General features: G+C 63.8%; 24 protein-coding genes. 15 read left to right on the top strand and 9 right to left on the bottom strand.

The features are described 5' to 3' along the window. Nucleotides 1–56: 56 nt before the first annotated feature. Entirely contained in the window at nucleotides 57–3,239 is a 3,183-nt protein-coding gene (locus H7A13_11740; protein MCP5334007.1) for a tetratricopeptide repeat protein, read from the bottom strand. Between H7A13_11740 and queF the strand changes: the two genes are divergently transcribed. Beyond that, the gene (gene queF / locus H7A13_11735; GenBank protein MCP5334006.1) at nucleotides 3,219–4,043 is read left to right on the top strand and encodes an NADPH-dependent 7-cyano-7-deazaguanine reductase QueF; all 825 of its coding nucleotides are present in this window, start codon (nucleotides 3,219–3,221) and stop codon (nucleotides 4,041–4,043) included. The genes H7A13_11740 and queF overlap by 21 nt on opposite strands. Before the next feature lie 30 nt (nucleotides 4,044–4,073). On the opposite strand, the gene H7A13_11730 is transcribed toward queF, so the two are convergent. Beyond that, a complete protein-coding gene (locus tag H7A13_11730; protein MCP5334005.1) occupies nucleotides 4,074–4,997 on the bottom strand; it encodes a hypothetical protein in 924 nt (307 codons plus the stop codon). Between the two features lie 150 nt (nucleotides 4,998–5,147). Here H7A13_11730 and H7A13_11725 point away from each other — a divergent pair, with 150 nt between their 5' ends. Beyond that, nucleotides 5,148–7,283, top strand: coding sequence for a hypothetical protein (locus H7A13_11725; GenBank protein ID MCP5334004.1), 2,136 nt, complete (start codon nucleotides 5,148–5,150; stop codon nucleotides 7,281–7,283). Nucleotides 7,284–7,334: 51 nt separating this feature from the next. Here H7A13_11725 and H7A13_11720 read toward each other — a convergent pair whose 3' ends face one another. From H7A13_11720 to H7A13_11710, 3 genes are all read right to left on the bottom strand, one after another. Continuing rightward, nucleotides 7,335–7,955 carry a TIGR04211 family SH3 domain-containing protein gene (locus H7A13_11720; protein ID MCP5334003.1) on the bottom strand — a complete coding sequence of 207 codons (621 nt, stop codon included), beginning with the start codon at nucleotides 7,953–7,955 and terminating at the stop codon, nucleotides 7,335–7,337. A gap of 151 nt (nucleotides 7,956–8,106) precedes the next feature. Further along, nucleotides 8,107–8,406 carry a YciI family protein gene (locus H7A13_11715; protein MCP5334002.1) on the bottom strand — a complete coding sequence of 100 codons (300 nt, stop codon included), beginning with the start codon at nucleotides 8,404–8,406 and terminating at the stop codon, nucleotides 8,107–8,109. A gap of 2 nt (nucleotides 8,407–8,408) precedes the next feature. Continuing rightward, nucleotides 8,409–8,960, bottom strand: coding sequence for a septation protein A (locus H7A13_11710; protein MCP5334001.1), 552 nt, complete (start codon nucleotides 8,958–8,960; stop codon nucleotides 8,409–8,411). A gap of 135 nt (nucleotides 8,961–9,095) precedes the next feature. On the opposite strand from H7A13_11710, the gene H7A13_11705 reads away from it, so the two are divergent. The 7 genes from H7A13_11705 to H7A13_11675 all read left to right on the top strand — a co-directional run bounded on the left by H7A13_11705 (nucleotide 9,096) and on the right by H7A13_11675 (nucleotide 15,834). Then, nucleotides 9,096–9,956, top strand: a complete 861-nt coding sequence (locus H7A13_11705) for a PHP domain-containing protein (GenBank protein ID MCP5334000.1) — start codon at nucleotides 9,096–9,098, stop codon at nucleotides 9,954–9,956. Further along, nucleotides 9,953–10,588, top strand: a complete 636-nt coding sequence (locus H7A13_11700; GenBank protein ID MCP5333999.1) for a threonylcarbamoyl-AMP synthase — start codon at nucleotides 9,953–9,955, stop codon at nucleotides 10,586–10,588. The genes H7A13_11705 and H7A13_11700 overlap by 4 nt, the downstream gene beginning before the upstream one ends. Before the next feature lie 77 nt (nucleotides 10,589–10,665). Beyond that, nucleotides 10,666–11,868 carry a tryptophan--tRNA ligase gene (locus H7A13_11695; GenBank protein MCP5333998.1) on the top strand — a complete coding sequence of 401 codons (1,203 nt, stop codon included), beginning with the start codon at nucleotides 10,666–10,668 and terminating at the stop codon, nucleotides 11,866–11,868. 30 nt (nucleotides 11,869–11,898) lie between these two features. Further along, nucleotides 11,899–12,705 carry a segregation/condensation protein A gene (locus tag H7A13_11690; GenBank protein ID MCP5333997.1) on the top strand — a complete coding sequence of 269 codons (807 nt, stop codon included), beginning with the start codon at nucleotides 11,899–11,901 and terminating at the stop codon, nucleotides 12,703–12,705. After that, entirely contained in the window at nucleotides 12,702–13,307 is a 606-nt protein-coding gene (scpB, locus tag H7A13_11685) for an SMC-Scp complex subunit ScpB (GenBank protein ID MCP5333996.1), read from the top strand. Before H7A13_11690 ends, scpB begins: the two co-directional genes overlap by 4 nt. After that, a complete protein-coding gene (locus tag H7A13_11680; protein ID MCP5333995.1) occupies nucleotides 13,304–14,404 on the top strand; it encodes a pseudouridine synthase in 1,101 nt (366 codons plus the stop codon). Before scpB ends, H7A13_11680 begins: the two co-directional genes overlap by 4 nt. A 146-nt stretch (nucleotides 14,405–14,550) precedes the next feature. Then, on the top strand, nucleotides 14,551–15,834 hold the full coding sequence (locus tag H7A13_11675; GenBank protein ID MCP5333994.1) for an aminotransferase class I/II-fold pyridoxal phosphate-dependent enzyme: 1,284 nt from the start codon (nucleotides 14,551–14,553) through the stop codon (nucleotides 15,832–15,834). A gap of 18 nt (nucleotides 15,835–15,852) precedes the next feature. Here the strand turns inward: H7A13_11675 and H7A13_11670 are convergent, their stop codons facing one another. From H7A13_11670 to H7A13_11660, 3 genes are all read right to left on the bottom strand, one after another. Next, entirely contained in the window at nucleotides 15,853–16,188 is a 336-nt protein-coding gene (locus H7A13_11670; protein MCP5333993.1) for a DUF1820 family protein, read from the bottom strand. Nucleotides 16,189–16,296: 108 nt separating this feature from the next. Beyond that, nucleotides 16,297–16,884 carry a YceI family protein gene (locus H7A13_11665; protein ID MCP5333992.1) on the bottom strand — a complete coding sequence of 196 codons (588 nt, stop codon included), beginning with the start codon at nucleotides 16,882–16,884 and terminating at the stop codon, nucleotides 16,297–16,299. Beyond that, complete coding sequence (locus H7A13_11660) at nucleotides 16,881–17,468, bottom strand: cytochrome b (GenBank protein ID MCP5333991.1); 588 nt, start codon at nucleotides 17,466–17,468, stop codon at nucleotides 16,881–16,883. The genes H7A13_11665 and H7A13_11660 overlap by 4 nt, the downstream gene beginning before the upstream one ends. Nucleotides 17,469–17,527: 59 nt before the next feature. Between H7A13_11660 and H7A13_11655 the strand changes: the two genes are divergently transcribed. Continuing rightward, nucleotides 17,528–18,595, top strand: coding sequence for an MBL fold metallo-hydrolase (locus H7A13_11655; protein MCP5333990.1), 1,068 nt, complete (start codon nucleotides 17,528–17,530; stop codon nucleotides 18,593–18,595). A 41-nt stretch (nucleotides 18,596–18,636) separates the two neighbouring features. On the opposite strand, the gene H7A13_11650 is transcribed toward H7A13_11655, so the two are convergent. Beyond that, nucleotides 18,637–19,332, bottom strand: coding sequence for an enoyl-CoA hydratase/isomerase family protein (locus H7A13_11650; protein ID MCP5333989.1), 696 nt, complete (start codon nucleotides 19,330–19,332; stop codon nucleotides 18,637–18,639). Nucleotides 19,333–19,506: 174 nt separating this feature from the next. Here H7A13_11650 and H7A13_11645 point away from each other — a divergent pair, with 174 nt between their 5' ends. From H7A13_11645 to rpsB, 5 genes are all read left to right on the top strand, one after another. Continuing rightward, the gene (locus tag H7A13_11645; GenBank protein ID MCP5333988.1) at nucleotides 19,507–20,577 is read left to right on the top strand and encodes an HlyD family efflux transporter periplasmic adaptor subunit; all 1,071 of its coding nucleotides are present in this window, start codon (nucleotides 19,507–19,509) and stop codon (nucleotides 20,575–20,577) included. Next, a complete protein-coding gene (gene rbbA / locus H7A13_11640) occupies nucleotides 20,574–23,339 on the top strand; it encodes a ribosome-associated ATPase/putative transporter RbbA (GenBank protein ID MCP5333987.1) in 2,766 nt (921 codons plus the stop codon). Before H7A13_11645 ends, rbbA begins: the two co-directional genes overlap by 4 nt. A gap of 1 nt (nucleotide 23,340) precedes the next feature. Continuing rightward, nucleotides 23,341–24,462 (top strand): ABC transporter permease, encoded by a 1,122-nt coding sequence (locus H7A13_11635; GenBank protein MCP5333986.1) that lies wholly within the window; start codon nucleotides 23,341–23,343, stop codon nucleotides 24,460–24,462. Nucleotides 24,463–24,576: 114 nt separating this feature from the next. Then, entirely contained in the window at nucleotides 24,577–25,092 is a 516-nt protein-coding gene (locus H7A13_11630; GenBank protein ID MCP5333985.1) for a 2,4'-dihydroxyacetophenone dioxygenase family protein, read from the top strand. A gap of 281 nt (nucleotides 25,093–25,373) precedes the next feature. Further along, a complete protein-coding gene (rpsB, locus tag H7A13_11625) occupies nucleotides 25,374–26,117 on the top strand; it encodes a 30S ribosomal protein S2 (protein MCP5333984.1) in 744 nt (247 codons plus the stop codon). Nucleotides 26,118–26,193 lie beyond the last annotated feature (76 nt).

Genomic DNA, 26,193 nt, shown 5'->3' with positions numbered 1-26,193 from the left:
AGGGCAACTATTAAAGCCGAGCCGTCGGCAAAAAGCCAATCTGACCGGGCTGTCGTTCAGTTGGGCTGCGAGGGTCGCCAGGCCAGGCTGTCGAGCAGTGCGCCGGCCTGCTCCCGATAGGGATCGTTTTCGCGCTCCGCCAGAACACGCAGGTGTTTGATCGCTTCGGCCTTGCGCTCCAGAGCCAGTTCCGCCTGTGCCAGGTGATAGAGAATCTCCGAATCATCGGTCTGGCTCTGGTGTGCGCTCAGCAGCAGGCGCTGGGCCTGGTCCGGTGACTGTCTGGTGCGCAGCAGCAGCCAGCCATAGAGACCCGAGATCTCGGCCGAACCGGGTTTGAGCAGATAGGCCTGCTTGGCGTAGCCAAGCGCCAGGGCCGGATCGCTCGGTTCGAGCAGGCGGATCAGGTTGGCCATCGCATCGATCTGGCCGGGTTGCAGTTTCAGCAGCGCCTGGTACTGGGCAATGGCCTGCTCGCTGTTGCCATTGTGCTGAGAGAGTCTGGCCAGCCGCTGCAGGTTGCTGGCATCGTCGGGATGCTGGTGTTGCCAGGCAGTGGCCTGGGCCTCGGCTTCGGTGTAGGCGTTGCGTTCGAGCAGCAGGTCGAGCAGGGCAAGGTGGGCACGTGGCAGCGGCACGCGTGCCAGCGACTGTTGCAACTCTGCAATGGCTTCGGCCTGTCGACCCCGCTGTTGCAGCAGTCTGGCCTGGGCGAAATGGCTGTAGGGCCCCTCCTGCTCGATCTGCCGCAGCAGCGATAACAGCCGTTCGGCTTCGGCCGCTGCGTTGCTGGCGATCAGCAGTTCGATCCTGAGCGCGAGCAGCCGGGGCGTGGTCAGGGTCAGTTTGGGCAGTTGTTCAAGCAGTTGTTCGGCCTCGGCAGATTGGCCCGCTTCGAGCTGTGCCTCGGCGACTGTCGCGGCGGCGCTGGCCAACGTCTGTGCGTCGAGCCCGGTCGGCTGTTTGCTGGCCCGCAGGATGGCGCGCTGCGCCATGGCATGTTTTTGCAGTCTGAGCTGGGTCTGGATCATCGCAGTGAAGGCGAGACCGTTCGCCGGTTCGATCTGCCAGGCCCGCTCATAGGCACTGGCTGCCGAGAGCGGTTCGTTCTGCAGCAGATAGGCGTCACCCAGCAACTGCTGATGGGCCGCACTGTTGGGCTGAAGTTGGGTGAGCCGCTTGCAGTGAATCACCGCGCTGTTGGCATCGGCAAGCTTCAGCGCGACCTGGGCGGCAATCAGGTGGTAGTCGGCGTTGCGTTCTTCGTGGGTCTCCAGTGGCACCAACCAGAGCTGCGCGGCCTCGGCCTGTCCAAGCTCAAGCAGGGTGCGGGCGTAGCGGATGCGTGGCACTGCCTCTTCGGGATGTCGTTCGATCAGCTGTTTCATCCGGCTGTGATAATTCTCCGGATGGTGGGTCATCCGTTCAAAGTCGGCAGCGGTCAGTTGCAGCTCCAGTTGATCCGGAAAACGCACCAGGGCCTCATCGAGCAGTCTGCGCCCCTCGTCGGCGCGGTTCTGCATCCGGGCTGCGGTGGCGATGTCGAGCCACAGTCGGGGGTCGCTGTCATCGATGGCTTTGGCGCGCTGCCAGGCACTCTGCGCCTCGGGCCACTGGCCCCTGGCTGCCGCAACCTCGCCGGCGGCTTGCCAGGCGAGCGCCGATGCGGTGTCGCGCTGATGCCAGCTTTCGAGCTCGCGTCGGGCGCGGTCGAGATCCTGACTGGCGATCAGTGTACGAATCAGCAGCAATCGGGTTGGTGGCGGCGTTTGCGGCTGGGTCGAAGTGATGCGGCTCAGCAGCTTCAGCGCGGGTTGCGTTTGATTCTGTTGCAGCAGCAGTTCGGCCAGCTGGTTCGCCAGTGGCGCATCGTTTTGTGGCAGCCGCTCGGTCAGGGCGGTGGCCAGTGACACGCCCTCGGAGGTTCTTCCTCCCAACAGATAGAGTTTCACCAGATCGACTTCGCTGGCATCGCCGCCGCCATGCGTGCGCAGCCAGAGCAGATTCTTTTCGGCTGCGGTCAAGTTGCGCAACTGCAACTGGCTGCGCGCCAGCATCTGCCTGATCGCCACTTCGTCCGTGCTGCCACGCTGGGAGAGCGTCAGCCAGCGGTCGAGATAGATCTCGGCCTCGCGCCAGCGTTGCCGCTGGTAGAGCAGGGTGCCGAGCCGCCCGAGCGCGTCGGACTGGTTCTGGTCGAGCAGAAAGATCTCTCGCAGCCGGCTGATGGTGCCGTCGCGGTCGCCGAGCTGTTCATGCAGGTCGGCATCGAGCAGGCGCACGGCAATGGAATCCGGCATCTGCTTCAGCAGCACGGCGATCTCCTGGCGGGCGAGATCGGGTTGCCGCATGCGCAACCGCAGGCGGGCATGTGCGATCCTGGCCTCCGCTCGATTGGGCGCCAGCGCAATGGCCATCTCCAGGCTCTGTACCGCGGTCTCGAGTCGGCCCTGTCGCGCCTCGATCTCTGCACGCAGTTCGAACAGTTCGGCCGGCGCGGCGGGCTCATTCAGCAGCAGGGTGATCTGTTGCAGTGCCTCTGCATCCTGTCCCTGGCGGATCAGCGTGCGCAGCAGCCCCAGTTGCGCTTCGGACATTCGTGGATCGATCTGGATGGCGCGTCGATAGTGGTCGAGCGCACTGGCCCAGTCGCCGCGACCGCTGGCGACCTCTGCCAGCAGAAAGTGATGACGTGCGCTGTTGTCGGCAGCGGGTGAGAGCAGATCGGCCGCCAGCAGCAGCGAGAGCTGCTGAAGATCGCCCCGGGCCCGCAGCAGTTCGGCATAGGCCAGCCGGGCCTGATCGCCGTCATCGACGCAGCCAAGGTCATGGCGCAGATGGTGCTCGGCGCGGTCGAGATTGCCCTGCGCCAGTTCGATGCGACCGAGCAGGGTGCGGGCCGGGGAGAGGCGCGGATAGCGGGTCAGCAGCTGTTGCAGCAGGTTGCGGGCCGCATCGACCTCCCCCTCCTGCCACTTCTGCCGCGCGGTGTCGATCTGGGTGGCTGGGTCGGCCGGTTGGGGCTCCTGACAGCCGATCAGCAGCAGAATGAGCAGAATCAGGCCGAAGCCGCCTCTGAGACCTCTCGGTACAGGATGCGACAGTGTTGGAGAAGGGTGGATAATGGCAGGCTGCGGGAAGATCAATGGGGTCTGGCTGATGTGGTGGGCGAACGCTTCTGAAATTGTAGAGCAATCTGTCGTGCTGTCGGCACTGGAGTGGTCAGAATGAGCGAACATGGCAGCCTGCTGGGCAGGCAGGTGGCCCATCCGCAACGCTATGCGCCTGAGTTGCTGGAAGCGATTCCGCGCCAGGCCGGGCGCCTGCCGTATGGCTTGAATGAGGGAGCATGGCCATTTTTCGGTGCCGATCGCTGGCGCGCCTACGAGATCTCCTGGCTGATGCCGAGTGGCAAGCCGATGGTGGCGGTGGGCGAGCTGACCTTCGCGGCCGGGCTGCCCAATCTGGTGGAGTCCAAATCGCTCAAGCTCTATCTCAACTCGCTGAATCAGGAATGTTTCGCCGCGATGGCCGAGGTCGAGCAGCGCATCGCCGCCGATCTGACAGCGCGGCTGGGCGGCGAAGTGCGGGTGCGGTTGCAGTCGCTGGCGAGTTACCATCCCGCCTGGCAACCACTGCCGGGGAGCTCGCTCGATGAGCTGGAGGTGGCGATCTCCGACTACCTGCCGCGCCCGGAGCTGCTGCGGGTGGCGGGAGATGAGGTGGTCGAACAGTTGCACAGCCACCTGCTGCGATCGAACTGTCCGGTGACCGGCCAGCCTGACTGGGGCTCGGTGCTGATCGATTATCAGGGGGTGTCGATCGATCGGTCAGGATTGCTCGCCTATCTGATCTCCTACCGCTGCCACAGTGGCTTTCACGAAGCCTGTACCGAGCAGATCTTCATCGACATCCTGAACCATTGCCGGCCGCGGCGGCTGACGGTTGCCACCTGGTATCTGCGCCGAGGTGGCCTTGAGATCAACTGCTGGCGTTCGACGCAGCAGAGCGCCGGTCTCAATCTGCGTCTTGCCCGGCAGTAGTGGATTGCAGCGCACCGCAGTGGCAATGGATCAGACCAGCGCGGCCGCCAGACGCAGGGCGCGATGCAGTGCCGACTGCTCGCCGTGGCTGTTTGGCCGGCTCGGTTCGGCCTCGATTTCGTCGGGTGCGGTCAACGGTTGCCGTTCTGCCGTGGTGCCTTGAGGTGCGGTTGCCGCGACAGGCATGGCTGGAAGTGGCTGCGACTGCACGGGATCGACGCTCCAGAGCAGCCGATCGATGCGGCCGGTCGAGAGCAGATGCTGGAGTTTGTGCGAGACCAGAAAGCGCAGATTCAGTGCGGCCGGGCTGTCGGGAAAGGCCAGCGCGACTGGCTTGCCCAGCGTCATGGCCAGGTCGATGCCATTGTCGCAGGTGATGCAACCCAGGTAATCGAAGGCGCTGCGCAGCGCTGGCGTCACCTCCTGTTGCAGCCGCTGGAAGCAGTGCTGGCTCTCGTGGTAGCCCTTGACCCGATTGATCAGCAGTCCGATGGGCAGGCGGATCTCCTGATTGGCCAACCGCCACAGGCTCTCGGTCGTTGCATGGAACGAACTGCGTTGCGCAGTGGTGACCAGAATCAGTTGATCGAGCAGTTCGAGAATCTCGCCCTGGGCGGCGTCGGCCGTGATGTCGAGGCTGGGCAGATCGATCAGGATGAAGTCGATGGCACTTTGCCGTTGGGTTGGCTCGATCAGACGGCGCAGCAGCGCCGGAAGCTGGGTGGCCTCCTGCAGCTGATGAATGATCGGTGAGATGCCAGAGTGCTGCTGCACGCTCTGGCGGCGTGCCGCTGCCAGCCGATGAGTGGCTGTTGTCGAACCCAGCTCCCCCTCTATAATCTCGACACTCTTATCCAGCGCAAGCAGGGCTGCGGCAAGGTTGAAGCTGAGCGTCGTGACGCCAGCGCCGTGGTGAGCGCCCATCATGCCGATCAGTGCTGGAACTTTGGCCACGCGATGGGTCCTGGACGCAGAGGGCGATGCCCCTGCGAAGCCGGGGCGGAGATGTCTGATTTTGCGCACCTTAACCAAAAAAAACAATTCATTGGCGTGCTGTTCACTCAATTGTCTTGAAGTTGCTCAAGCTGTGCTGGTGCGGATGGCATGCTAGAAACTGCTGTCCTGCGCTCATCGGCATGGCCATGGCTGCGCTTGCCGGTGCTGCCACAGCTGCTGCTTCATCTGCAGCGGCGGAAACTGGATGGTGCGGTCGACGCGCAGACACAGTGGACGCGGCTGCTTGAGTTCGATGTGGTGCTGAGCGCCAGAGTCCTGGCGCTGCAGGGCAGGGCGCCAACCGCCGAGAGTTCGGATGACCGGCTTGGCGATTGCGTTGCCGCGCTGGGTCAGTGGCGAATCGAGGCTCTGCTCGACCAGGCGGTCACCAGCCAGTTCTTCTCTGTGTTCAATCAGTTGGGTGACGCAGGCTGGCTCGATCTGTGGGCCCGCATCACGCTGCGTCGGACCTTTGCTGTCGAGCTGGCGAACCACCTTGCCTATCCTGAACTGGATGACCTGCGCCTGGGAACGCTGTTGCTGGGCTTGATGGAGCTGCGCGAGCTGGCGGCAACCATCGATGCGGATTTCGCCACTGCATCGGCGCTCGAAGATCCGGATCTGGAGCGCTCCAGACAGCTTGATCTGCTGACCACCCTGTTGGGGGTGCCAAGGCGGGTGGTTGATGCGCTCCATTTTCTTGATGAACCCCTCTCCCGAACCCGCAATGCTCACCCGCTGATCAGGCTGCTGCGCGCTGCGGTCGACGCCTATCCGGTTGCGATCACGCCTCTGCTGTCCGCGCAGAGTGTCGGTCTCGACGAAATCGCGGCCAATCTGGCCCTGCCGAGCGAAGAGTTGCGGCACGCCAACAGGAAGGCGATCGAGGCCGTGACTGTGGTCGGGCAACGGCTCGAGCTGCCGGCAGCATTTCTGACGCGGTTGGCGGAGAGTCCAGATTGGTCTGGTTGGCCACTCTCTTCCTCCTGCTGGGGAGCCTCTGATGATGCCGTGGCGTTGAGTCTGGCCGCCACCTTGCGCGATCAGGCACTGGTCAAGGACATCGTCACCCCCTGGGCATGGCAGCCCGACGCGGACTTGCAGACCTTGGCGAGCGCCGTGTCACAGGAGCTGCGGCTGCTGGCCGGTGTCGAGCGCTTCATGCTCTACCTGTGCACTGACGGCAGCCTTGAGCTGCTCTGTCCAGCGGCGCACGACGACGGCATGCTGTCTGACGAGATCACTCTTGCTGCCGGGCATGGCGATTCGATGGTGGCGCACTGCCTCGCTCAGGGTGTTGCGCTGGGGAGTTGGCAGTGGGAGGCGCCACTGGCCCTGCTCGACCGGCAACTGATTCGGGAGTTGGACGCCACGGCGATCTTCTGTCTGCCGCTGATGCAGAATGCGACAGCCGGCGCACTGCTGGTGATCGGGACGGAAATCAGCACACGCGACCGGCTGGAGAAACTTCTGCCGGCACTGCGTTACTACGGCCTGTTGCTGGGGCGTCGCCTTGGGGCGATACGGATGCATCAGGCGCAGACAGTGAAGCAGCGACAGGCACTGCGTGGACAGATATCGCTGCTGTTGCGGGAGTTGCGGCATGAGCTCGGCAGTCCGCTCAGCATCGCCAGAAACTACCTTTCGATCATCGCCCTGCGGTTTCAGCACAGTGGATTGACCAGGACCGATCTGCTGCCGGTCGAGGCCGAGATCGACCGTGTGGTCGAGCTGGTCGACAGCGTCGTGCAGCGTGCCGAAGAGCATCCGACTGCAATGGCATGGCAGGCGTTCGATCTCAACGAAGTGGTGTGCGAGCTGGTGCAGGCACTGCAACAGGCTGACACTTCGGGCAAAGACGTTCGTTATCGGCTCGATCTGGATGAAGCCAATCCGCAGATTCGGGGCAATCCACTGCTATTGCGGCAGGTGCTGATCAACTTGCTCGACAATGCAGCCGATGCCTCGGCGTTCCAGGGCGAGATCACGCTCACCACCTACGGCCAGGTCCTCGTCGATGGCAAGCACTATGTCGAATTGACCATTCGCGATCAGGGGCCGGGGATGGCCGATGAGGTGCTGTCCAACCTGTTCAAGCCGATACCGACCCGCAAGGCGCCGCCGCACCAAGGATTGGGCTTGAGCATCGTCAAGCAGTTGATGGAGCAGTTGGAGGGGGTGATCGAGCTGCGCAGCAGTGGACGGGGCACCCTGTGGAGCCTGAAATTTTTGCGTGTGCTTTGAGATGGTGGTCACCTGCCGCGCAGGCGCGTGGCGGCGATCAAGTGCAGCCGTTCAGCGCCACTCCGAATATTTTCTCTTTGGCTTCAGATGGGGGAGTATGACCCCCAGCAGCAGGCCAAGCAGAATCGCGCCGGCACCCAGATAGAACTCTTTTTTCTCCAGTTGCTCCCGCAACCGCTCGCTTTCGACCTTGAGCAGCGTGCTCTGATCCTGCAGCAGTTGATTCTCCTGCAGCAGTTCGCGGTTGCGCTGGTCGAGTTGGGCGGCATTCTCGCAAAGCGCCTTGGCCTCGGTCAGCTGTTGGGTCAGGCTCTGATTGGCTGTTTCCAGTTCGGTTTCGCGCGCCGAAGGGGCGAGGGGTCTGGTTGCGGGGAGCTTGCCCGCGGCGACCGCCGCAGCGGTGGCTGAGTTGGTGAGCTGCTCGAGCCGCAGTGTGGCCGGCAGTGCGGTCTGCAGGTAGCTCTCGCGCATCCAGCCCTCGACACCCTTGGCGGTGCTGATGTGAATGAAGCCGTTGCTGACCGGCTCGAGCACCTCGACAGCGGTGCCGCTGCCGAGGTAGTCGATGATGCGATGCTCATTGCTGTTGCCGCTGCGCAGCTCGAAACGCCACTGATCGGTGACATAGCGGGTTTCGGCATGGCTTGCGGTGGCAAGGAGGAGCGTCAGCATGGGTGGCAGCAGTCGAAGGGGTCTGAAAGCGGGCACCACCAGGGTCTCCTTGGCCGATTGAGGTGGCGGCATTCTACTCGCAGCCATGGCGGGTTTTAACGGTATGAGCCGAAAACGCCTGAATATTTTCTGAAAAGCAGCCGGTTTTTGTTCAGGGCAACGTCTGCTTGAAGGGTTTGACCGTGACGTGGGCGAAGACGCCGGCGCTGACATAGGGGTCGGCCTGCGCCCACTGCTGCGCGGCGGCCAGCGAGTCGAATTCGGCAATGATCAGGCTGCCGCTGAAACCGGCTTCGCCAGGATCGGGGTGGTCGATGGCGGGATGGGGACCGGCGAGCAGCAGCCGCCCCTGCTGTTGCAGTGCCTGCAGCCGCGCCAGGTGAGCGGGCCGGGCCGTTTGCCGCAGCGGCAGGCTGTGCGGCACATCCTCGGCGATGATGGCGTAGAGCATGCTCACTGTTTGCCCTGCTCTTCGACAGCTTCGGGCGTGATGTGGCGCACCAGGTAGATCGCCTGACCGACCATGAACAGCAGGGTCAGTCCCAAGCTGCCAAACACCTTGAAATCGACCCAGAATTCGGGGTGATAGAACACGACATAGAGGTTGGCAAAGCCGGTGGCGGCAAAGAAGATCACCCAGCTCAGGTTGAGGCGGTTCCAGATCGTTTTGGGCAGGCTGACGGCGTTGCCCATCAGCCGCTCGACCAGCGACTTTTCACCGAACAGTTGGCTGCCGAGAAAGGCCAGTGCAAAGAGCCAGTCCAGCACCGGCGCCTTCCATTTGATGTAGGTGTCATCACCGAGGGCCAGGGTCAGACCGCCGAACAGCACGACGCCGATCCAGGTCCAGCGCTGGGTCTTGTCGAGTTTGCGCTCGACCAGCCAGAGAATGCCGTAGTGGAGCGAGGTGGCGATGATCAGCACGGCGGTGGCGATATAGATGTCGTACAGCTTGTAGGCGGCAAAGAAGGCGAGCAGGGGGATGAATTCGAGCAGTTGTTTCATGGTTGGTTCGGCAGATAGAGGGGGGCAGGGGTGTTACCATTGCAGCCATCAGGGGCTTGCTGACAGTCTAGAAGCTGTCGATGCCGGCTGCAATCCGCCGATCCATTGAATGAAAGTGAGCGAACCGTCCCGCCGATGAAAGTCGATCTGCACAGCCACAGCACGGCTTCCGACGGTGCGCTCTCGCCGACGGCGCTGGTCGAGCGGGCACATCGGGCTGGCGTGACGCTGCTGGCATTGACCGACCATGACACCGTTGCCGGGGTGGCCGAGGCCACAGCGGCGGCAGAACAGCATGGTGAGGCAATCAGGGTGGTGCCCGGCATCGAGATCTCCTGCCATTGGGGGCGCTGCGCGCTGCATCTGATCGGTCTGGGCATCGACATCGACCATGAGCCGTTGTTGCGATTGATCGAGCAGTTGCGGCGTGGGCGGCTGCGGCGTGCCGAGATCCTGGCCGATCATCTGCGCCAGCGCGGCATCGAAGGCGCCCTCTTGGGCGCGACCGCGCTGGCGGGCAGTGCCGCGCCGGGCCGGGTCCACTTTGCCAACTGGCTGGTGGCGAGCGGCCATGTCGACACCTTCCAGCAGGCGTTCGACCGCCACATCGGCAATGAAAAATGGCAGGAGGAGGTCACCCACTGGCCCCATCTGGGCGACGCCATCGCGGTGGTGAAGGCAGCGGGTGGGGTGGCGGTGCTGGCCCATCCGCACCACTACCGGCTGGGGCGGTTGCAGCGGCTGGCACTGGTGAGCGATTTCAGCGGCTGGGGCGGTGAGGCGCTGGAGCTGGGCATGGCCGGACAATCGCCGGATGCCCAGCGGCTCTGGAGTGCGCTGGCACGCCAGCATCGGCTGGGTGGATCGGTGGGCAGCGACTTTCATCACGAGCGGACGCCCTGGGCCGATCTGGGGCGCTCGCTGCCACTGCCTGTCGACATTGCACCGATCTGGGAGCATCAACGGCTCCGCCAACCTTACGGAGTTTGCGCATGAGTCAGTTCTTTCAGATCCATCCGCAGAATCCGCAGCCGCGCCTGTTGCAGCAGGCGGTGGCGATTCTGCGCAAGGAGGGCGTGATTGCCTACCCCACCGATTCGGCCTATGCGCTGGGCTGCCGGCTGGAGAACAAGGCCGGTGCCGACCGCATCCGCGCGATCCGCCGGCTGGATGAACGGCACAACTTCACGCTGGTCTGTCGTGATCTGACCGAGATATCGACCTACGCCAAGCTCGACAACAGCCGGTTTCGCCTGCTGAAACGCTACACGCCGGGGGCCTACACCTTCATCCTGCCGGCGACCGGTGAGGTGCCACGGCGGTTGCAGCACCCCAAGCGCAAGACCATCGGCATTCGGGTGCCGGAGCATCGGATTGTACAGGCGCTGCTCGAGGAGCTGGGTGAGCCGCTGATGAGCACCAGCCTGATCCTGCCGGGCGAGAGCGAGCCGATGACCGATCCCCATGAGATTCGGCAACTGCTGCAGCACCAGCTCGATCTGGTGATCGATGGCGGCTTCAGTGGGCTGGAGCCCAGCACCGTGGTCGATCTGACCGGTGAGGCGCCGCAGGTGGTGCGACTGGGCAAGGGCGATCCGGCACCCTTTGCCGACATGCAGGCCGACTGAAAGCGGCCGGCGACAGGCTATACTCCGCCGCTTGCGGAGGAATCGGTTTTGAATCGGGAGAGAACTCTTTGAGCATCATGGAATCGCGGCGCCGCGTGCTGTCCGGCATGCGACCGACTGGAAAACTGCATCTGGGCCACTATGGCAATGTGCGCACCTGGGCCCGCTTGCAGCAGGAGTATGAGTGCTACTTCTTCGTTGCCGACTGGCATGCGCTCACCACCCACTACGAGAGCGAGATGGATCTCGAGCAGAACGCGCTCGACATGGTGATCGACTGGCTGGCGGCGGGGGTCAACCCGAGTCTGGCAACGCTGTTCGTCCAGTCGCAGGTGCCGGAACATGCCGAACTGCATCTGCTGCTGTCGATGATCACCCCGCTGGGCTGGCTGGAGCGGGTGCCGAGTTACAAGGACCAGCAGGAGCAGCTCAAGGAGCAGGATCTGGCCACCTATGGCTTCCTTGGCTATCCGTTGCTGCAAAGCGCCGACATCCTTGCCTACCGGGCCGGCGTGGTGCCGGTCGGTGCCGACCAGGTGGCCCATGTCGAGCTGACCCGCGAAGTGGCGCGCCGTTTCAATCACCTCTATGGCGGCGAGCAGGGCTTTCGCGAGAATGCCGAGGCCGCGGCGGCGCGCATGGGCAAGAAGCTGGCGAAACTCTACGTCGAGCTGCGCCGCGCCTATCAGGAGCAGGGCGATGGCGATGCGCTGGAGCGGGCACGGATTCTGGTGCGCGAACAGCCCAACCTCTCACTGGCGGACCGTGAACGGCTGATGGGCTACCTCGAAGGCGATGCCAAGGTGATTCTGCCCGAGCCGCAGGCGCTGCTGACGCCGATTCCGAAGATGCCCGGGCTCGATGGCCGCAAGATGTCGAAATCCTACGGCAACACGCTGGCGCTGCGCGACCCGCCCGAGCTGATCGAAAAGAAGATTCTCACGATGCAGACCGATCCGGCGCGGGTGCGGCGCAGCGATCCGGGCGATCCGGACAAGTGTCCGGTCTGGCAGTTCCATCAGATCTACAGCGATGGCGTGCAGCAGGCGTGGGTGCGCGAGGGTTGCAGCAGTGCCGGCATCGGTTGCGTCGACTGCAAGCGGCCGATCATCGATTCGATCCAAGGCGAGCTGCGGCCGCTGCAACTGAAGGCGAGCGAATATGAGCAGGATCTGCCGCTGGTGCGCAACATCCTCAAGGAGGGCAATGCACGGGCGCGTGAAGAGGCGCGTGCCACCCTCGATGAGGTGCGCGAGGTGATGGGGCTGAGGTACCGCTGATGCAACGGCACGGCCGTGTCGGCTGAACCGATGCCCTTGCCTGTGCCACTGCAGCAGGAGCTGCCGCTGGCCAGAGTGCAGGGCGAGGCGCTGTTCCGCCTCCCTGAGGGGCTCTACATCCCGCCCGATGCGCTGGAGATCTTTCTTGAGACCTTCGAGGGGCCGCTCGACCTGCTGCTCTATCTGATCAAGCGGCAGAACCTCGACATCCTCGACATCCCGGTGGCGGCCATCACCCGCCAATACATGGCCTACGTCGAGTTGATGCAGGACAGCCGCTTCGAACTGGCGGCGGAGTATCTGGTGATGGCCGCGACCCTGGCCGAGATCAAGTCCCGCCTGCTGCTGCCAAAGCCTGCCTCCACCGATGAGGAGAGCGAAGATCCCCGTTCCGAACTGATACGGCGGCTGCGCGACTACGAGCAGTTCCGGCAGGCGGGCGAGCGGCTCGACCAACTGCCGCGGCTTGGCCGCGATCTGGCGTTGCTCAACTGTGCGCTGCCGCCGCTGGTACGGGCGCCGCTGCCGCCGTCGCTGCAGCTCGATGAACTGCTGCAAGCGCTGCGTGGACTGCTGGAGCGTGCCCGGCTGTTCGAGCACCATCAGGTGTCACGCGAGCTGCTGTCGACCCGGGAGCGGATGAGTGCGATTCTGGCGAGGCTCAGCCAGTCGCATGATGGTTTTCTCCCCTTTACCCTCTTCTTTACTGTCGAAGAGGGGCGGCTTGGCGTGGTGGTCACCTTTCTGGCGATGATGGAGCTGGTCAAGGAGGGGTTGGTGACACTGCTGCAGAATGCGCCGCTGGCACCGATCCATCTGCAGGCGAAGCGTGCATGAGCATGGCGCAGCCGACGCTTGCCGAGATCGTCGAAGCGGTGCTGCTGGCGGCGGATCGCCCCTTGACGCCTGAGCAGCTTCAGCAGCTGTTCGACCCGCCAGAGCAGCCGTCGCTGTCGCAGTTGCGCGAGGCGCTGACCAGGGTCGGTGTGGCAGCCGAGGGGCGCGGCTATGAGCTCAAGGAGGTGGCCAGCGGTTGGCGCATGCAGGTCAGGGCGCGGTTCGCCCCCTGGGTCACCCGGCTGGCGCAGGAGAAACCCCCGCGCTACTCCCGCGCGCTGCTCGAAACCCTGGCGCTGATCCTCTACCGGCAGCCGATCACCCGTGCCGAGATCGAGGCGGTGCGTGGTGTTGCCGTCAGCAGCTCGATCATGAAGAGTCTGCTCGAACAGGGCTGGATTGCCGTCATCGGCCACCGCGAAGTGCCGGGACGACCGGCGATCTATGCGACCACCCGGCAGCTCCTCGACCATTTCAACCTCAAGAGCCTCAGTGAACTGCCGCCGCTGGCAGAGCTCGTCGACCTGAATGTCAGCCATCCGCAGCTCGAGTTGGGTGAACTTGATCCGCCAACCACGCCATTGACCAGAGAGCACCCATGACTGTACCGACCGAAAAATTGCACAAAGCACTGGCCCGTTGCGGACTGGGCTCCCGTCGCGCGCTTGAACAGTTGATCGCCGAGGGACAGGTCACCCTCAATGGTCGGGTGGCCCGGCTGGGCGACCGGGTGACAGCAAGCGACAAGGTGACTCTGGCCGGACGTCCGGTGACCATCAGGCCGCCGGTGAAGCAGCAGACCCGACTGCTGATCTACCACAAACCCGAGGGCGAGATCTGCACCCGCAGTGATCCCGAGGGGCGGCCGACGGTCTTCTCCAACCTGCCCAAACTGCCGTATGGCCGCTGGATCGCCGTGGGCCGACTCGATCTCAACAGCAGCGGTCTGATGCTGTTCACCAATGAGGGTGAGCTGGCCAACCGGCTGATGCACCCCTCCACTGCCATCGACCGCGAGTACCTGGTGCGGGTGTTCGGCGAGCTGCCCGAGGGCGTCCGCGAACGGCTGTTGACCGGCGTGCAGCTCGAGGATGGGCCGGCCCGCTTCACCGATCTTGGCGATGGGGGCGGGCAGGGGATCAATCGCTGGTTTTACGTCACCGTGATGGAGGGACGCAACCGGCTGGTGCGGCGGATGTGGGAGTCGCAGGGGATTCGGGTCAGCCGCCTCAAACGGGTCCGTTTCGGGCCGATCTTTCTGCCGTCGGCAGTGAAGCAGGGGCGCTACCAGGAGCTGGAGCGACCGCAGATCGAGGCGCTGTGCCGCTACGCCAACATCCCGCTGCCGGCCGATTTCGTGGCCGACGAGGCGACCGCCGAACGTACCAGAAAACCCGCCGGTCGTGGCCGTGGCATGGTCGGACGGGAGCGCACAGACGCGCCGGCGGCGCCGCGTTTCGGCGCATCGCTTCGACGCAGCCCGCGGTCACGCACGGCGGATGAGACCCGCGAAACCGCTCCGGCGCGCGGCAGAGGTTCGGCGTCATCGCCTGCTGCCGCGGCGCAGCGCGCGGCGGAGCGGCCACCACGTCGGCGCACACCGGACGATGCGCTCAGCAACCGACCGCAGACTGCACGGAAGCAGCCGGCTCGCCGGCCAGCAGGTGGCAAGTCGGCGCCGACCAGGCCGCGCCGCTGAGGCGATCTGCTGGCGGCTTCATTCAGCAATCGCCGGGCAAGAACCGTTCGTCTTATTTATAATGGCCGCCCCTGATCGGCTGGCGCTCTGTTGCCGGCGCGGTCGTGGGTGGTCCACCCCTTCCAAACCTGCCCAAGGAGTCTCTCTTGTCACTGCTTCAGCTTCCAGAAGAGCAACTGTTGGCGCGTGAACAGGTGTTGAGCCACGCCTACACACAGTGGTGTGCGGCCGGGCTGAAGCTCGATCTGACCCGTGGCAAGCCGAGTCCGGCCCAGCTCGATCTTTCCGACGCGCTGCTGGGTCCGCTCGAGGGTGGACATCTGGCCGAGGATGGCACCGATGCACGCAACTATGGTGGGCTCGATGGTCTGCCTGAGGCCAAGCGGTTGGGCGCTGCGCTGCTCGAGGTCGGCAGTGACGAGGTGCTGGTTGGCGGCAACAGCAGCCTTGAGTTGATGTATCGGGTGCTGTTTTTCTCTCACTTTTTCGGCCTGCGGCCGGATGCCACGCCCTGGCGCGAACAGGGCGGAGTGAAGTTTCTCTGTCCGGTGCCGGGCTATGACCGCCACTTTTCGATCTGTCAGCACCTCGGTATCGAGATGGTGCCGGTCGCACTGACCGGTCAGGGCCCCGACATGGCGCAGGTCGAGGCGCTGATCGGGCAGGATCCTTCGATCAAGGGCATCTGGTGCGTGCCCAAATACGCCAATCCCACCGGCGAGACCTACAGCGACGAGACCGTGGCCCGCATCGCGGCGCTCGGTCGCATCGCACCGAAGGATTTCGTGGTGATGTGGGACAACGCCTACACGGTGCATGACCTCCATACGCCGGGCGATGCGCTCGCCAATCTGATGGAGCTGGCACGGAGGCTGGGCACCCAGACGTCGATCTTCATCACCGGTTCGACCTCCAAGATCACCCATGCCGGGGCCGGCATCTCTTTTCTGGCCTCGGCACCGGCCAATCTGGCCCGGTTTCGTGCCCATCTCGGCATGTCGACCATTGGTCCGGACAAGGTCAACCAGTTGCGTCACGTCCGCTTTCTGAAGGATGAGTCGACCCTGCGCGCCTTGATGCGGCAGCATGCCGAGATTCTGCGGCCGAAGTTCGACCGGGTGCTGCAGCGGCTGGAGGCTGCACTGGGGGGCAAGGAGATCGCCAGCTGGACCAGTCCAAGGGGCGGCTACTTCATCTCCTTCAACACCCTGCCGGGGTTGGCCAGCGAAGTGGTCGGGCTCTGTCGCGCGGCGGGAGTGGCGCTGACGCCGGCCGGAGCCAGCTTCCCTTACGGGCGCGATCCGCAGGACAGCAACATCCGTCTTGCCCCCTCCTTTCCCTCGCTGGAGGAGATCGATCGGAGCATGGAGGTCTTCGTTCTCTGTGTCGAACTGGCGACACTCAGGCAGCGACTGGCCAGCCGAGCGTGAAAGGTCTCCTTGCAGCGGTCACTCCTTGTGACCGCCGGGGCGAAAGGCCGGAAGGGGAAACGGGGTGACATTGCTGCCGCCGGTTGATTCGCTGATCTTGGCGACGCCTTCGCGCTCCACTTCGTCGATGCGAACCACCGAGTGGATCGGGATGTAGCTGCGGGTCACCGAATCGAACTCGCTCCTCAGTCGCTCCTCGCTCGGGTCGACCACCAGCTGGGTGGTGCTGCCGAACACCAGCTCCTCGATCTCGATGAAGCCGTAGAGCTCGCTCTGGTAAATCTGCCGGGCGTAGATTTCGTACACCTTGCCCTGGTTGGTGAAGATCACTTTATAGAGTTGGCGTTCAGCCATGGATGGTCTCGCGGGATGATGAAGAGGCGCTGCCTGACCCCGGCGGGGTGTCGTTGTGCAATGGGGGCGATCGATGCTGAATCAAGCCGCCCCGGTTGAACAGGGCGGCTATTGTCGCACACCCTCGATCGACAGCGTCAGCTCCACCTCCTGCGAAGCGGGGCCCAGGTCGCGCTGGATGCCATAGTCCTTCAGTCTGAGCGTCGTGGTGCCAGCGAAACCGGCACGATAGCCACCCCAGGGGTCGGCCCCTTCGCCTAGCTTGTGCATCTTGATGTCGATGTCGCGGGTGACGCCATGCAGACTGAGCTTGCCCTTCAGCAGCAGCCCCCCCCCGGCCTCCGCAGCAACCGAGGTGCTGACGAAGTGGGCGGTCGGGAACTGTTTGACGTCGAGAAAATCCTTTGAGCGCAGATGGTTGTCGCGTTCAACGTGGTTCGAGTCGATGCTGGCGGGATCGATGTTGACCTCCACCTTCGAGGCGGTCGGCTGCTTTTCGTCCCAACTGAACCGGCCATCGAAACTGTTGAAGCGACCGTAGAGCCAACTGTACCCCAGATGCTGGATGCGGAACTGGATGAAGGCGTGGCTGCCCTTGGTATCGATCAGGTAGTCGGCCGCCTGGCCGATGGGGCTCAGCAACAGGCCTGCCACGGTGGCGGCGAGGGGCAATCGGCGGTGGAAGGGGCGTTTCATGGTTCTCTCTCCTGAGGGGCGGTGGGGGATGTCGAACCCGGCCAGAGCATGCGCAGCAGGGTGCGGTTTCGGTCGATCCAGTGATGCTTGCAGGCGGCCAGGGCATGAAGCAGGGTCAGGCCGATCAGCAGAAAACTGAACAGCTCATGCAGTTCCCCCACGAGTTCTTCGGTGTCGCTGTCGTGCAGTCGAACCAGTGAGGGGATGCTCAGCATGTCGGTCAGCGACACTGCCTGACCGCCGCCGGTGGCGATCAGATAGCCAGTGGCGAGAGTGAGGAACAGCAGCAGATAGAGCAGCTGGTGTGCCAGAGTTGCGACGATTCGTTCCCATGGTGCGAGCATCGCTTCGAACGGCGGCGTGCGGTTGAAGAGCCGCCAGCACAGCCGCAGCAGGGTGATGGTGGCGAGCAGGATGCCGATCTGTTTGTGCAGCGCCGGGGCCCGGTGGTACCAGGGGTGGTAGTAGTCGAGGCCGCGCATGTAGAGTCCAAGCGCAAAGAGGCCGACAATGAGGAGCGCCGACGGCCAGTGCAGCAGCCAGCTGATCCAGCCGTACCCCTGTGCGCGATCCTTCAACTGCATGCCATGCCCCATGAGCAATTGCCCCGATCGGCTTTTACCATACACGCGCTGAATCGAAAATGACAAACCGACTTCGTCTGCCATTGAGCAGGCTGCTGCTCGCACTCTTGCTGGGCGCTTTTCTGGCTGGCTGCGACAGTGCCGGACACTCTGCCGAGTCACCATCGCACCATCTTCCGGGGGGTGGCTTTCGCAATCTCCCGCAAAGTCCGCCCACCGGCCCCTGGTGGCGCAAGCTGCCCTTCATCGTGCAGTTTCCGTTTCAGCGCGCCGACGTGAGCCAATTGCCGGCAGACCATCGCTGGTCGGTATCGCAGGTGCAGGCGGGGCTCGATCGCCACGCCCAGGGCGACAGTGTCACCTGGATCGGTCACATGACCGCACTGGTGCGCATGGGCGGCGTGACCCTGCTGACCGATCCCTGGTTCAGCGACCACTGTTCGCCGCTGCCGCCCTTTGGTCCCAGGCGGGTGGTCCCTCCAGCACTGCCGGTGGAGAGTCTGCCGCGCATCGACCTGCTGCTGATCAGCCACAGCCATTACGACCATTTTGACACTGCGACCCTGCGGCAGCTCGCCAGGCGGCAGAATCCGCTGGTGATCGTGCCGCTGGGGCTCGGTGAGCTGGTGCGTGAGCAGGGACTGACGCAGGTGGTGGAGCTCGACTGGCATCAGAGCAGTGAGTTTTCCGGACTGCGCATCACTGCGCTGCCGGTGATCCACTGGTCGAAGCGCACGCTGTTCAAGACCAACGACACCCTGTGGGCAGGCTTCTCGATCGTCTCGGCCACCGGCAAGCGGCTCTACTTCGGTGGCGATGCGGAGTATGGTCCCCACTACCGCCAGTTGGGCGAGCAGTATGGGCCGTTCGACCTGGCGCTGCTGTCGATTGGGGCCTTTCTGCCGCGGGAGGTGATGGCGGGACACCACTGCGAACCGGCCGACTGCCTGCGGCTGGGGCTCGATCTGCGGGCACGGCGGATGGCGGCGATGCACTGGGGCACCGTGCAGCTCGGCTTCGATCGATTGATGGAAGCGCCGACACGCTTTCGCGCTGCCGCCACGCAGCAGGGGGTGGCGGCCGAACGGATCTGGATTCCGCACATCGGCGAGACCCAGCCCTTCTGAGTGGTGAAATGGCCCGGACGGTGGTCGGCCCGAGCCGCACATCACATCAGTGTGGCCTGCACATCCTTCAGATGCGACAGCGCCTGCTCGGCAGCACCATTGCGCATCCAGCGTTTGGTGGTGGCGTAACTGGCGGGGTCGAACTCGAAGAAGTCGCGGCAGCACTGCTGGAGCAGTTCGTTCAGCTCATTGCCGTCGCCGGCCAATCCGGTCAGAAGCTGGGCTGCAAAGGCTTCGCGCGGGCGGTAGGCGCGGGCATGCAGCGCCAACTGGGTCAGGGTGGCGGGTGCGGCCACCGTCGAGGCGATCAGGCTCATCCAGTTCGGCAGCGCCATCCTGTTCTTGATCTCGTTGAGCTGGATCAGATAGTGCCCATCGAGCGCGTAGCGGCAATCGCAGGCAAAGGCCAGAATCGCGCCGCCGGCAATGGCATGGCCGGCAATCGCCGCCACCGAGGGGATCGGCAGCGTGTAGAGCCGCAGAATGGCGCGGGCAAAGGTCTGACTGAAGCGGGCACGCTCGGCCGGTTCGAGCGTCGGCATGTATTTGAGGTCGAGTCCGGCCGAGAAGACGCCCTCCCGCCCATCGATCACCACGGCCCGGCAGCGGAATTTTTCCGCCTGGTCGAGCGCGGCATGCAGCTCCTCGAAAAAGACCAGATTCATCGCATTGACCTTGCCGTCATCCAGATGAATCGTGCAGACCGAGTCCTGTATCTGATAGTGCAGCTTGTCCATGGTCAGCTCCTTTTTTCGTCACTTTAGCAGTCTGTCCGACCCATGACCAAGTCCGGCGCCTTGCCATCTCTTGGATCAGCTGTTTTGATGGAGATGCTTGCGCGAAGTCAGGCTCTGCAGGCTTCATGACGCTGTAAACTCATTATTTTTTCACTTTGACGCAATGGATGGGGTATGAAATCGAGGCTTGGAGGATGGCTGAAGGCAGGTGCGCTGATCGCGCTGGTGGCAATTGGCTATCTGGTTTGGCAGCGGCTGCAACCAACGCCGTTGGGTGCGGGCTTTGCCAGCGGCAATGGCCGCATCGAGGCGGTCGAGGTCGATGTGGCGGCCAAGGTGCCGGGACGAGTGCAGGCGATTCTGGTCGATGAAGGAGATTTCGTCACCGCGGGCCAGCAGGTGGCGCAGATGGATACCGAGGTGCTCACTGCGCAGCGGCGTGAAGCCGAAGCGCGGCTGCGCCAGGCCGAGAGCGCGGTGGCCACCGCCCGCAGTCAGGCGGCACAGCGCGAGAGTGAAAAAAAGGCCGCCGAGGCGGTTGTGGCCCAGCGCATGGCTGAGCTGGATGTGGCCCGCAAGCGGCTCAAGCGGGCCGAACTGCTGGCCGCCAAGGGGGTGGTGACCGCGCAGGATCTGGACGATGGTCGTGCCCGCGCAGCGAGTGCAGAAGCAGCGCTGAATGGCGCGAAAGCACAGGTGGTGGCGATGGAGGCGGCAATCGTGACGGCCCAGGCGCAGGTGACCGGCGCGCTGGCCGCCGTCGAAGCCGGTCGCGCCACCATCGAGCGGCTGCAGGCCGACATCGATGACAGCGCCTTGAAGGCGCCGCGCGATGGGCGGGTGCAGTACCGCATTGCCCAGCCGGGCGAGGTGGTCGGTGCCGGCAGTCGACTGCTCAATGTGCTCGATCTGACCGATGTCTACATGACCTTCTTTCTGCCCACGGCCGCTGCCGGCCGGCTGGCGATCGGCAGCGAGGTGCGTCTGCGGCTGGATGCCGCGCCGGAGTATGTGATTCCGGCGCAGATCTCCTTCGTCGCCGATGTGGCGCAATTCACCCCCAAGACCGTCGAGACCGCCAGTGAGCGCGAGAAGCTGATGTTCCGGGTCAAGGCGCGGATTGCACCAGAGCTGCTCAAACAGCATCTCCGCTCGATCAAGACCGGCCTGCCGGGCATGGCCTATGTGCGGATCGATCCGCAGGCGCAGTGGCCGGAAGAGCTGCAGGTCAAACTGCCGCAATGAGTGACAGTGCTGCCGATCCGACATTGACACCGGTTGTCTGCCTGCGCGACGTCGCACTGCACCATGGCGCGGTGCGGGCACTCGAGGCGGTGACACTGGAGCTTCCGCGCGGTCAGCGGGTGGGGCTGATCGGACCGGATGGCGTCGGCAAGTCGAGCCTGCTGGCGCTGATTGCCGGTGCGCGCGAGATCCAGACCGGTCAGATCGAGGTGCTGGATGGCGACATGGCACAGCGGCGCCATCGACTGGCGGTCTGCCCGCGCATCGCCTACATGCCACAGGGGCTTGGCCGCAACCTCTATGCGACGCTGTCGGTGTTCGAGAACATCGATTTCTTCGGCCGGCTGTTTGGCCATGGCGATGGTGAGCGCCGGCGGCGCATCGACGAACTGCTCATCAGCACCGGCCTTGCCCCGTTCCGCGACCGTCCGGCCGGCAAGCTCTCCGGCGGCATGAAGCAGAAGCTGGGTCTGTGCTGCGCGCTGATCCATGACCCGGATCTGCTGATTCTCGATGAGCCGACCACCGGGGTCGATCCGCTCTCCCGCGTGCAGTTCTGGGAGCTGATCGACCGCATTCGCAGCCACCGCGCCGGGATGAGTGTGCTGGTCGCCACCGCCTACATGGAGGAGGCGGCCCGGTTCGACTGGCTGGTGGCGATGGATGGCGGCACCGTGCTGGCCAGTGGCACGCCGGCGCAACTGCTGGCGCAAAGTGGCAGCGAGACCCTGGAGCAGGCTTTCATCGCACTGCTGCCGGAGCTGCGCCGCCGTGAACATCGGCCGGTGGTGATTCCGCCGCGCCAGCCCGATGGCGATGGCGACGCGGCGATCGAGGCCAGTGGCCTGACGATGCGCTTCGGCGACTTCGTGGCCGTCGACAATGTCAGCTTCCGCATCGCGCGCGGCGAGATCTTCGGCTTTCTCGGCTCCAATGGCTGTGGCAAGACCACGACGATGAAGATGCTCACCGGCCTGCTGCCCGCCAGCGAGGGGCATGCCTGGCTGTTCGGTCAGCCGGTCGATCCGAAGGCGATCGACACCCGGCGCCGGGTCGGCTACATGTCGCAGGGCTTCTCGCTCTACGCCGAACTGACGGTGCGGCAGAACCTGCTGCTGCACGCGCGCCTGTTCGGCGTGGCACCGGCACAGGTCGCGCGGCGGGTGCTGGAGATGGGCCAGCGCTTTGGGCTGCTGGAGATCATGGAGATGCTGCCGATGGATCTGCCGCTTGGCCAGCGTCAGCGGCTGTCGCTGGCGGTGGCGATGATCCATCAGCCCGAGATGCTGATTCTCGACGAGCCCACCTCCGGAGTCGATCCAATCGCCCGCGATGCCTTCTGGCAGATCATGGTCGACCTGGCACGCAATGACCAGGTGACGATCTTCGTCTCGACCCACTTCATGAACGAGGCCGAGCGCTGTGATCGCATCTCGCTGATGCATGCCGGCAAGGTGCTGGCGAGCGACAGCCCGGTCCGGCTGGTGGCGGAGCGTGGAGTCGGGAGTCTCGAAGAGGCCTTCATCAGCCATCTGCGCGAGGTGGTCGATGAGGAGCCCCCGCATGCCGTGGTCGAGGTGGCCAATGATGTGGCGAGTGGCTCGGCATCGGCGACCACGCCAATCCGGCGCCGCCGTTTCGATCCGGAGCGCATGTTCAGCTACAGCCGGCGCGAGGCATTGGAGTTGCGACGTGATCCAATCCGGCTGACGCTGGCGCTGCTCGGCAGCCTGCTGCTGATGCTGGTGATGGGCTATGGCATCAGCATGGATGTCGAGGATCTCACCTTTGCCGTGCTCGACCGCGATCAGAGCACGCTGAGCCGTGACTATGTCTCGAACCTCTCTGGCTCGCGTTACTTCATCGAGCGTCACCCCATTGCCGACCATGCAGAACTGGACAGACGCATGCGCAGTGGCGAGATCAGTCTGGCGCTGGAGATTCCCCCGGGTTTTGCTGCCGACCTGCAACGTGGTCGCCCGGTGGAGATTGGCGCCTGGATCGACGGCGCCATGCCGCAGCGCGCCGAGACCGTGCAGAACTATGTGCGTGGCATGCACCTGAAGTGGCTGGCCGACCTGCAATTGCGCCGTTCCGGTCAAGCCGGCAGCCAGGGATTGGTCAACATCGAGCTGCGTTTTCGCTACAACCCCGACGTCAAGAGTCTGGTGGCGATGGTGCCGGCGGTGATCCCACTGCTGTTGATGATGATTCCGGCGATGCTGACCGCGCTCAGCGTCGTGCGCGAGAAGGAGCTGGGTTCGATCATCAACCTCTACGTCACGCCGGTGACCCGCATGGAGTTTCTGCTGGGCAAGCAGCTTCCCTACGTCGCGCTGGCGATGCTGAACTTCCTGATGCTGACCCTGCTGGCCGTCACGCTGTTCGGGGTGCCGCTGAAGGGGAGCTTTCTGACGCTGGCGACGGCCGCGCTGCTCTATGTCTGCACCGCGACGGCCATCGGTCTTTTGATCTCCAGCTTCATGCGCAGCCAGATCGCCGCCATCTTCGGCACTGCGCTGCTCAGCCTGCTGCCGGCGATACAGTTCTCCGGCATGATCGATCCGGTCTCCTCGCTCGAAGGAGTGGGTCGGCTGATCGGCCAGATCTACCCGACCACCCATTTTTTGATCGTCGCACGGGGGGTCTTCTCCAAGGCACTCGGTTTCGCCGACCTGCAAACCGAGATGATGGCGCTGCTGCTGGCGACTCCGGTGATCTTCACCTTCTGCGTGCTGCTGCTGAAAAAACAGGAGCGATGAGATGCGCATTTCCAACATTTTAAATCTTGGAATCAAGGAATTGAGAAGTCTTTCTCGAGATCCGACCATGTTGGTGCTGATTGTGTTCGCGTTCACGTTCGCCATCTATTCCGCCGCCACCGCAATGCCGGAGAGCCTCAACCGGGCGGCCATCTCGATCGTCGACGAAGACCGTTCGACGCTGTCGACGCGCATCGTCGGCGCATTCTACCCACCCCATTTCATGCCGCCGGTGCTGATCAATCAGACGCAGATGGATGCGCGGATGAATGCCGGGCTCGACACCTTCGCGCTCGACATTCCGCCCGATTTCGAGCGTGACCTGCTGGCCGGGCGTCGACCGACCATCCAGCTCAACGTCGATGCGACCCGCATGAGTCAGGCCTTTGCCGGTAGCGGTTACATCCAGAGCATGGTGAACAGTGAGGTGGCCGAATTCGTTCAGCGTCACCGCAGCAACAGTGTGTTGCCGGTCGAACTGACGCTGCGGGCGCGCTTCAATCCGGAGCTGAACAAGGCGTGGTTCGGTTCGGTGATGGAGGTGATCAACAACGTCACCATGCTGTCGATCGTACTGACCGGCGCGGCACTGATTCGCGAGCGTGAGCATGGCACCATCGAACATCTGCTGGTGATGCCGGTGACGCCGTTCGAGATCATGACCAGCAAGGTGTGGGCGATGGGGCTGGTGGTGCTGGTCGCCTGCACCCTGTCACTGCTCGGCGTGGTGCAGGGATTGCTGGCGGTGCCGATCGAAGGTTCGCTGCTGCTGTTTCTGGCCGGCGCCACGCTGCATCTGTTTGCCACCACCTCGATGGGGATCTTCCTCGGCACCCTGGCCCGATCGATGCCGCAGTTCGGCCTGCTGCTGATGCTGGTGCTGCTGCCGTTGCAGATGCTCTCGGGCGGAGTGACGCCACGCGAGAGCATGCCGGAGCTGGTGCAGTGGATCATGGCGCTGGCGCCCACCACCCACTTCGTCGCCTTCTCGCAGGCGATTCTCTACCGCGGTGCCGGCATTGGGGTGGTCTGGCCTCACTTTGCCGCGCTTGGCCTGATCGGAGCGGCACTGTTCGGCCTGTCGCTGGCGCGGTTTCGCAAGGCGATCAGTCTGATGGCGTGACCACAGGGATGCGCTATGATGCGGCCGGGTGAGTCGGTCCGGGGTTCGCCACCACAACAATGCCGGCCACCTTTCAGACACATCCCTGTCCACTCCCCCTTTGAGGAAGCCCGCATGTCCACTGCGCCTGCCAATCCGCCACCCATGATTCCGCTGCATGGCCTGACCGAAGCCATCCACATCAGCGAGAGCGAAGTGCCCTTCGTCGACACCGGCGATGGTGGTTCGATGCAGTTGTTGCAGGTCGATCTGAACCAGGGATTGTGGATTCTGCGCACCCGCATGCCGCCCGGACGCACCATCACCAAGCACTACCACACCGGATCGGTCTTTGCGGTCACCCTGAAGGGGCGCTGGTTCTACAAGGAGTATCCCAGCTACGTCAACGCACCCGGCTCCTACCTCTATGAACCCGCCGGTTCGGTCCACACGCTGATGACACCGAAGGATCAGGAAGGCATTACCGATGTCTGGTTCGCGATCTATGGCGCCAACATCAACATCGACGAGGCCGGCAATGTGGTCGGCATGGTCGATGCTGCCGCGATTCTCAGAACCTACCGGATGCTTTGCGCCGCGCAGGGGCTCTCGGCCGACAAGGTGATCGTCCTCGGCGAACCCAAGAGCTGAACGGTGACGGGGCGATGGCTCGCCCGTTTCGCGGAGCGATCACAACCGTATCCACCTGGAGTGCCGCCAGCTTCGATCGAACCCGCTTCGGCTTTTGATGCATTCCGCCCTGTGGCATAATCCGCGCCCTGCCTCTTTTTACGAGGGGCAGGGGGGGGGTGCGAAGCACACCTCAATTCAACGAACGAAACGACACACACGCATCGTCACATGGTTCTGGGTGCCCCTCTCACAGGGTTGAATCATGGGATGCGTGGAGGTTCAACCCAACAGGAGGCGTTATGCCACACGTGAGCATGAAAGAGATGCTGGCGGCCGGAGTGCACTTCGGACACCAGACCCGGTACTGGAATCCCAAAATGGGCCCCTACATCTATGGAGCCCGCAACAAGATTCACATCATCAACCTCGAATACACCCTGCCGGCGTTCAACCGCGCCCTCGGCCTGCTTGGTGATCTTGCCGCCAGCAACAGCAAGATTCTGTTTGTCGGCACCAAGCGCTCGGCCAGCAAGATCATCAAGGAGCAGGCCGAACGCTGCGGCGCTCCCTATGTCTGCCACCGCTGGCTGGGCGGCACCCTCACCAACTACAAGACCATTCGCAGCTCGATCCGTCGCTATCAGGAGATCGAGAAACAGAGTCAGGATGGCACCTTCGACAAGATCACCAAGAAAGAAGCGCTGATGCGGATGCGCACGCTGGAAAAACTCGAGCGCAGCATCGGCGGCATCAAAGAGATGAACGGCCTGCCCGACGCGATGTTCGTCGTCGATGTCGACCACGAGCACATTGCCATCACCGAGGCGCGCAAGCTCGGCATACCGGTCATTGCCATTGTCGACACCAACAGCAACCCTGAAGGCATCGACTATGTGATCCCGGGCAACGACGATGCCATTCGCGCCATCCAGCTCTATGTGACCGCAGTGGCCGATGCGATCATCGACGGCAAGGAGCGGGCGCGCGGTGTGGTGCGTCAGGATGAGTTCGTCGAAGTCCAGGATGAGTCGGCGTCGGTCTGAGTCGGCCGGAATCCTGCCGCTTTTGCAGAAATGAAGGCCCGGGCGGATGGGTGCGCTGCGCGCTCACCCGCTGCTC

Source organism: Pseudomonadales bacterium (assembly GCA_024234215.1).
GTDB lineage: Bacteria > Pseudomonadota > Gammaproteobacteria > Pseudomonadales > UBA5862 > JACKOQ01.
This window is presented reverse-complemented; position numbering and strand designations above follow the sequence as displayed.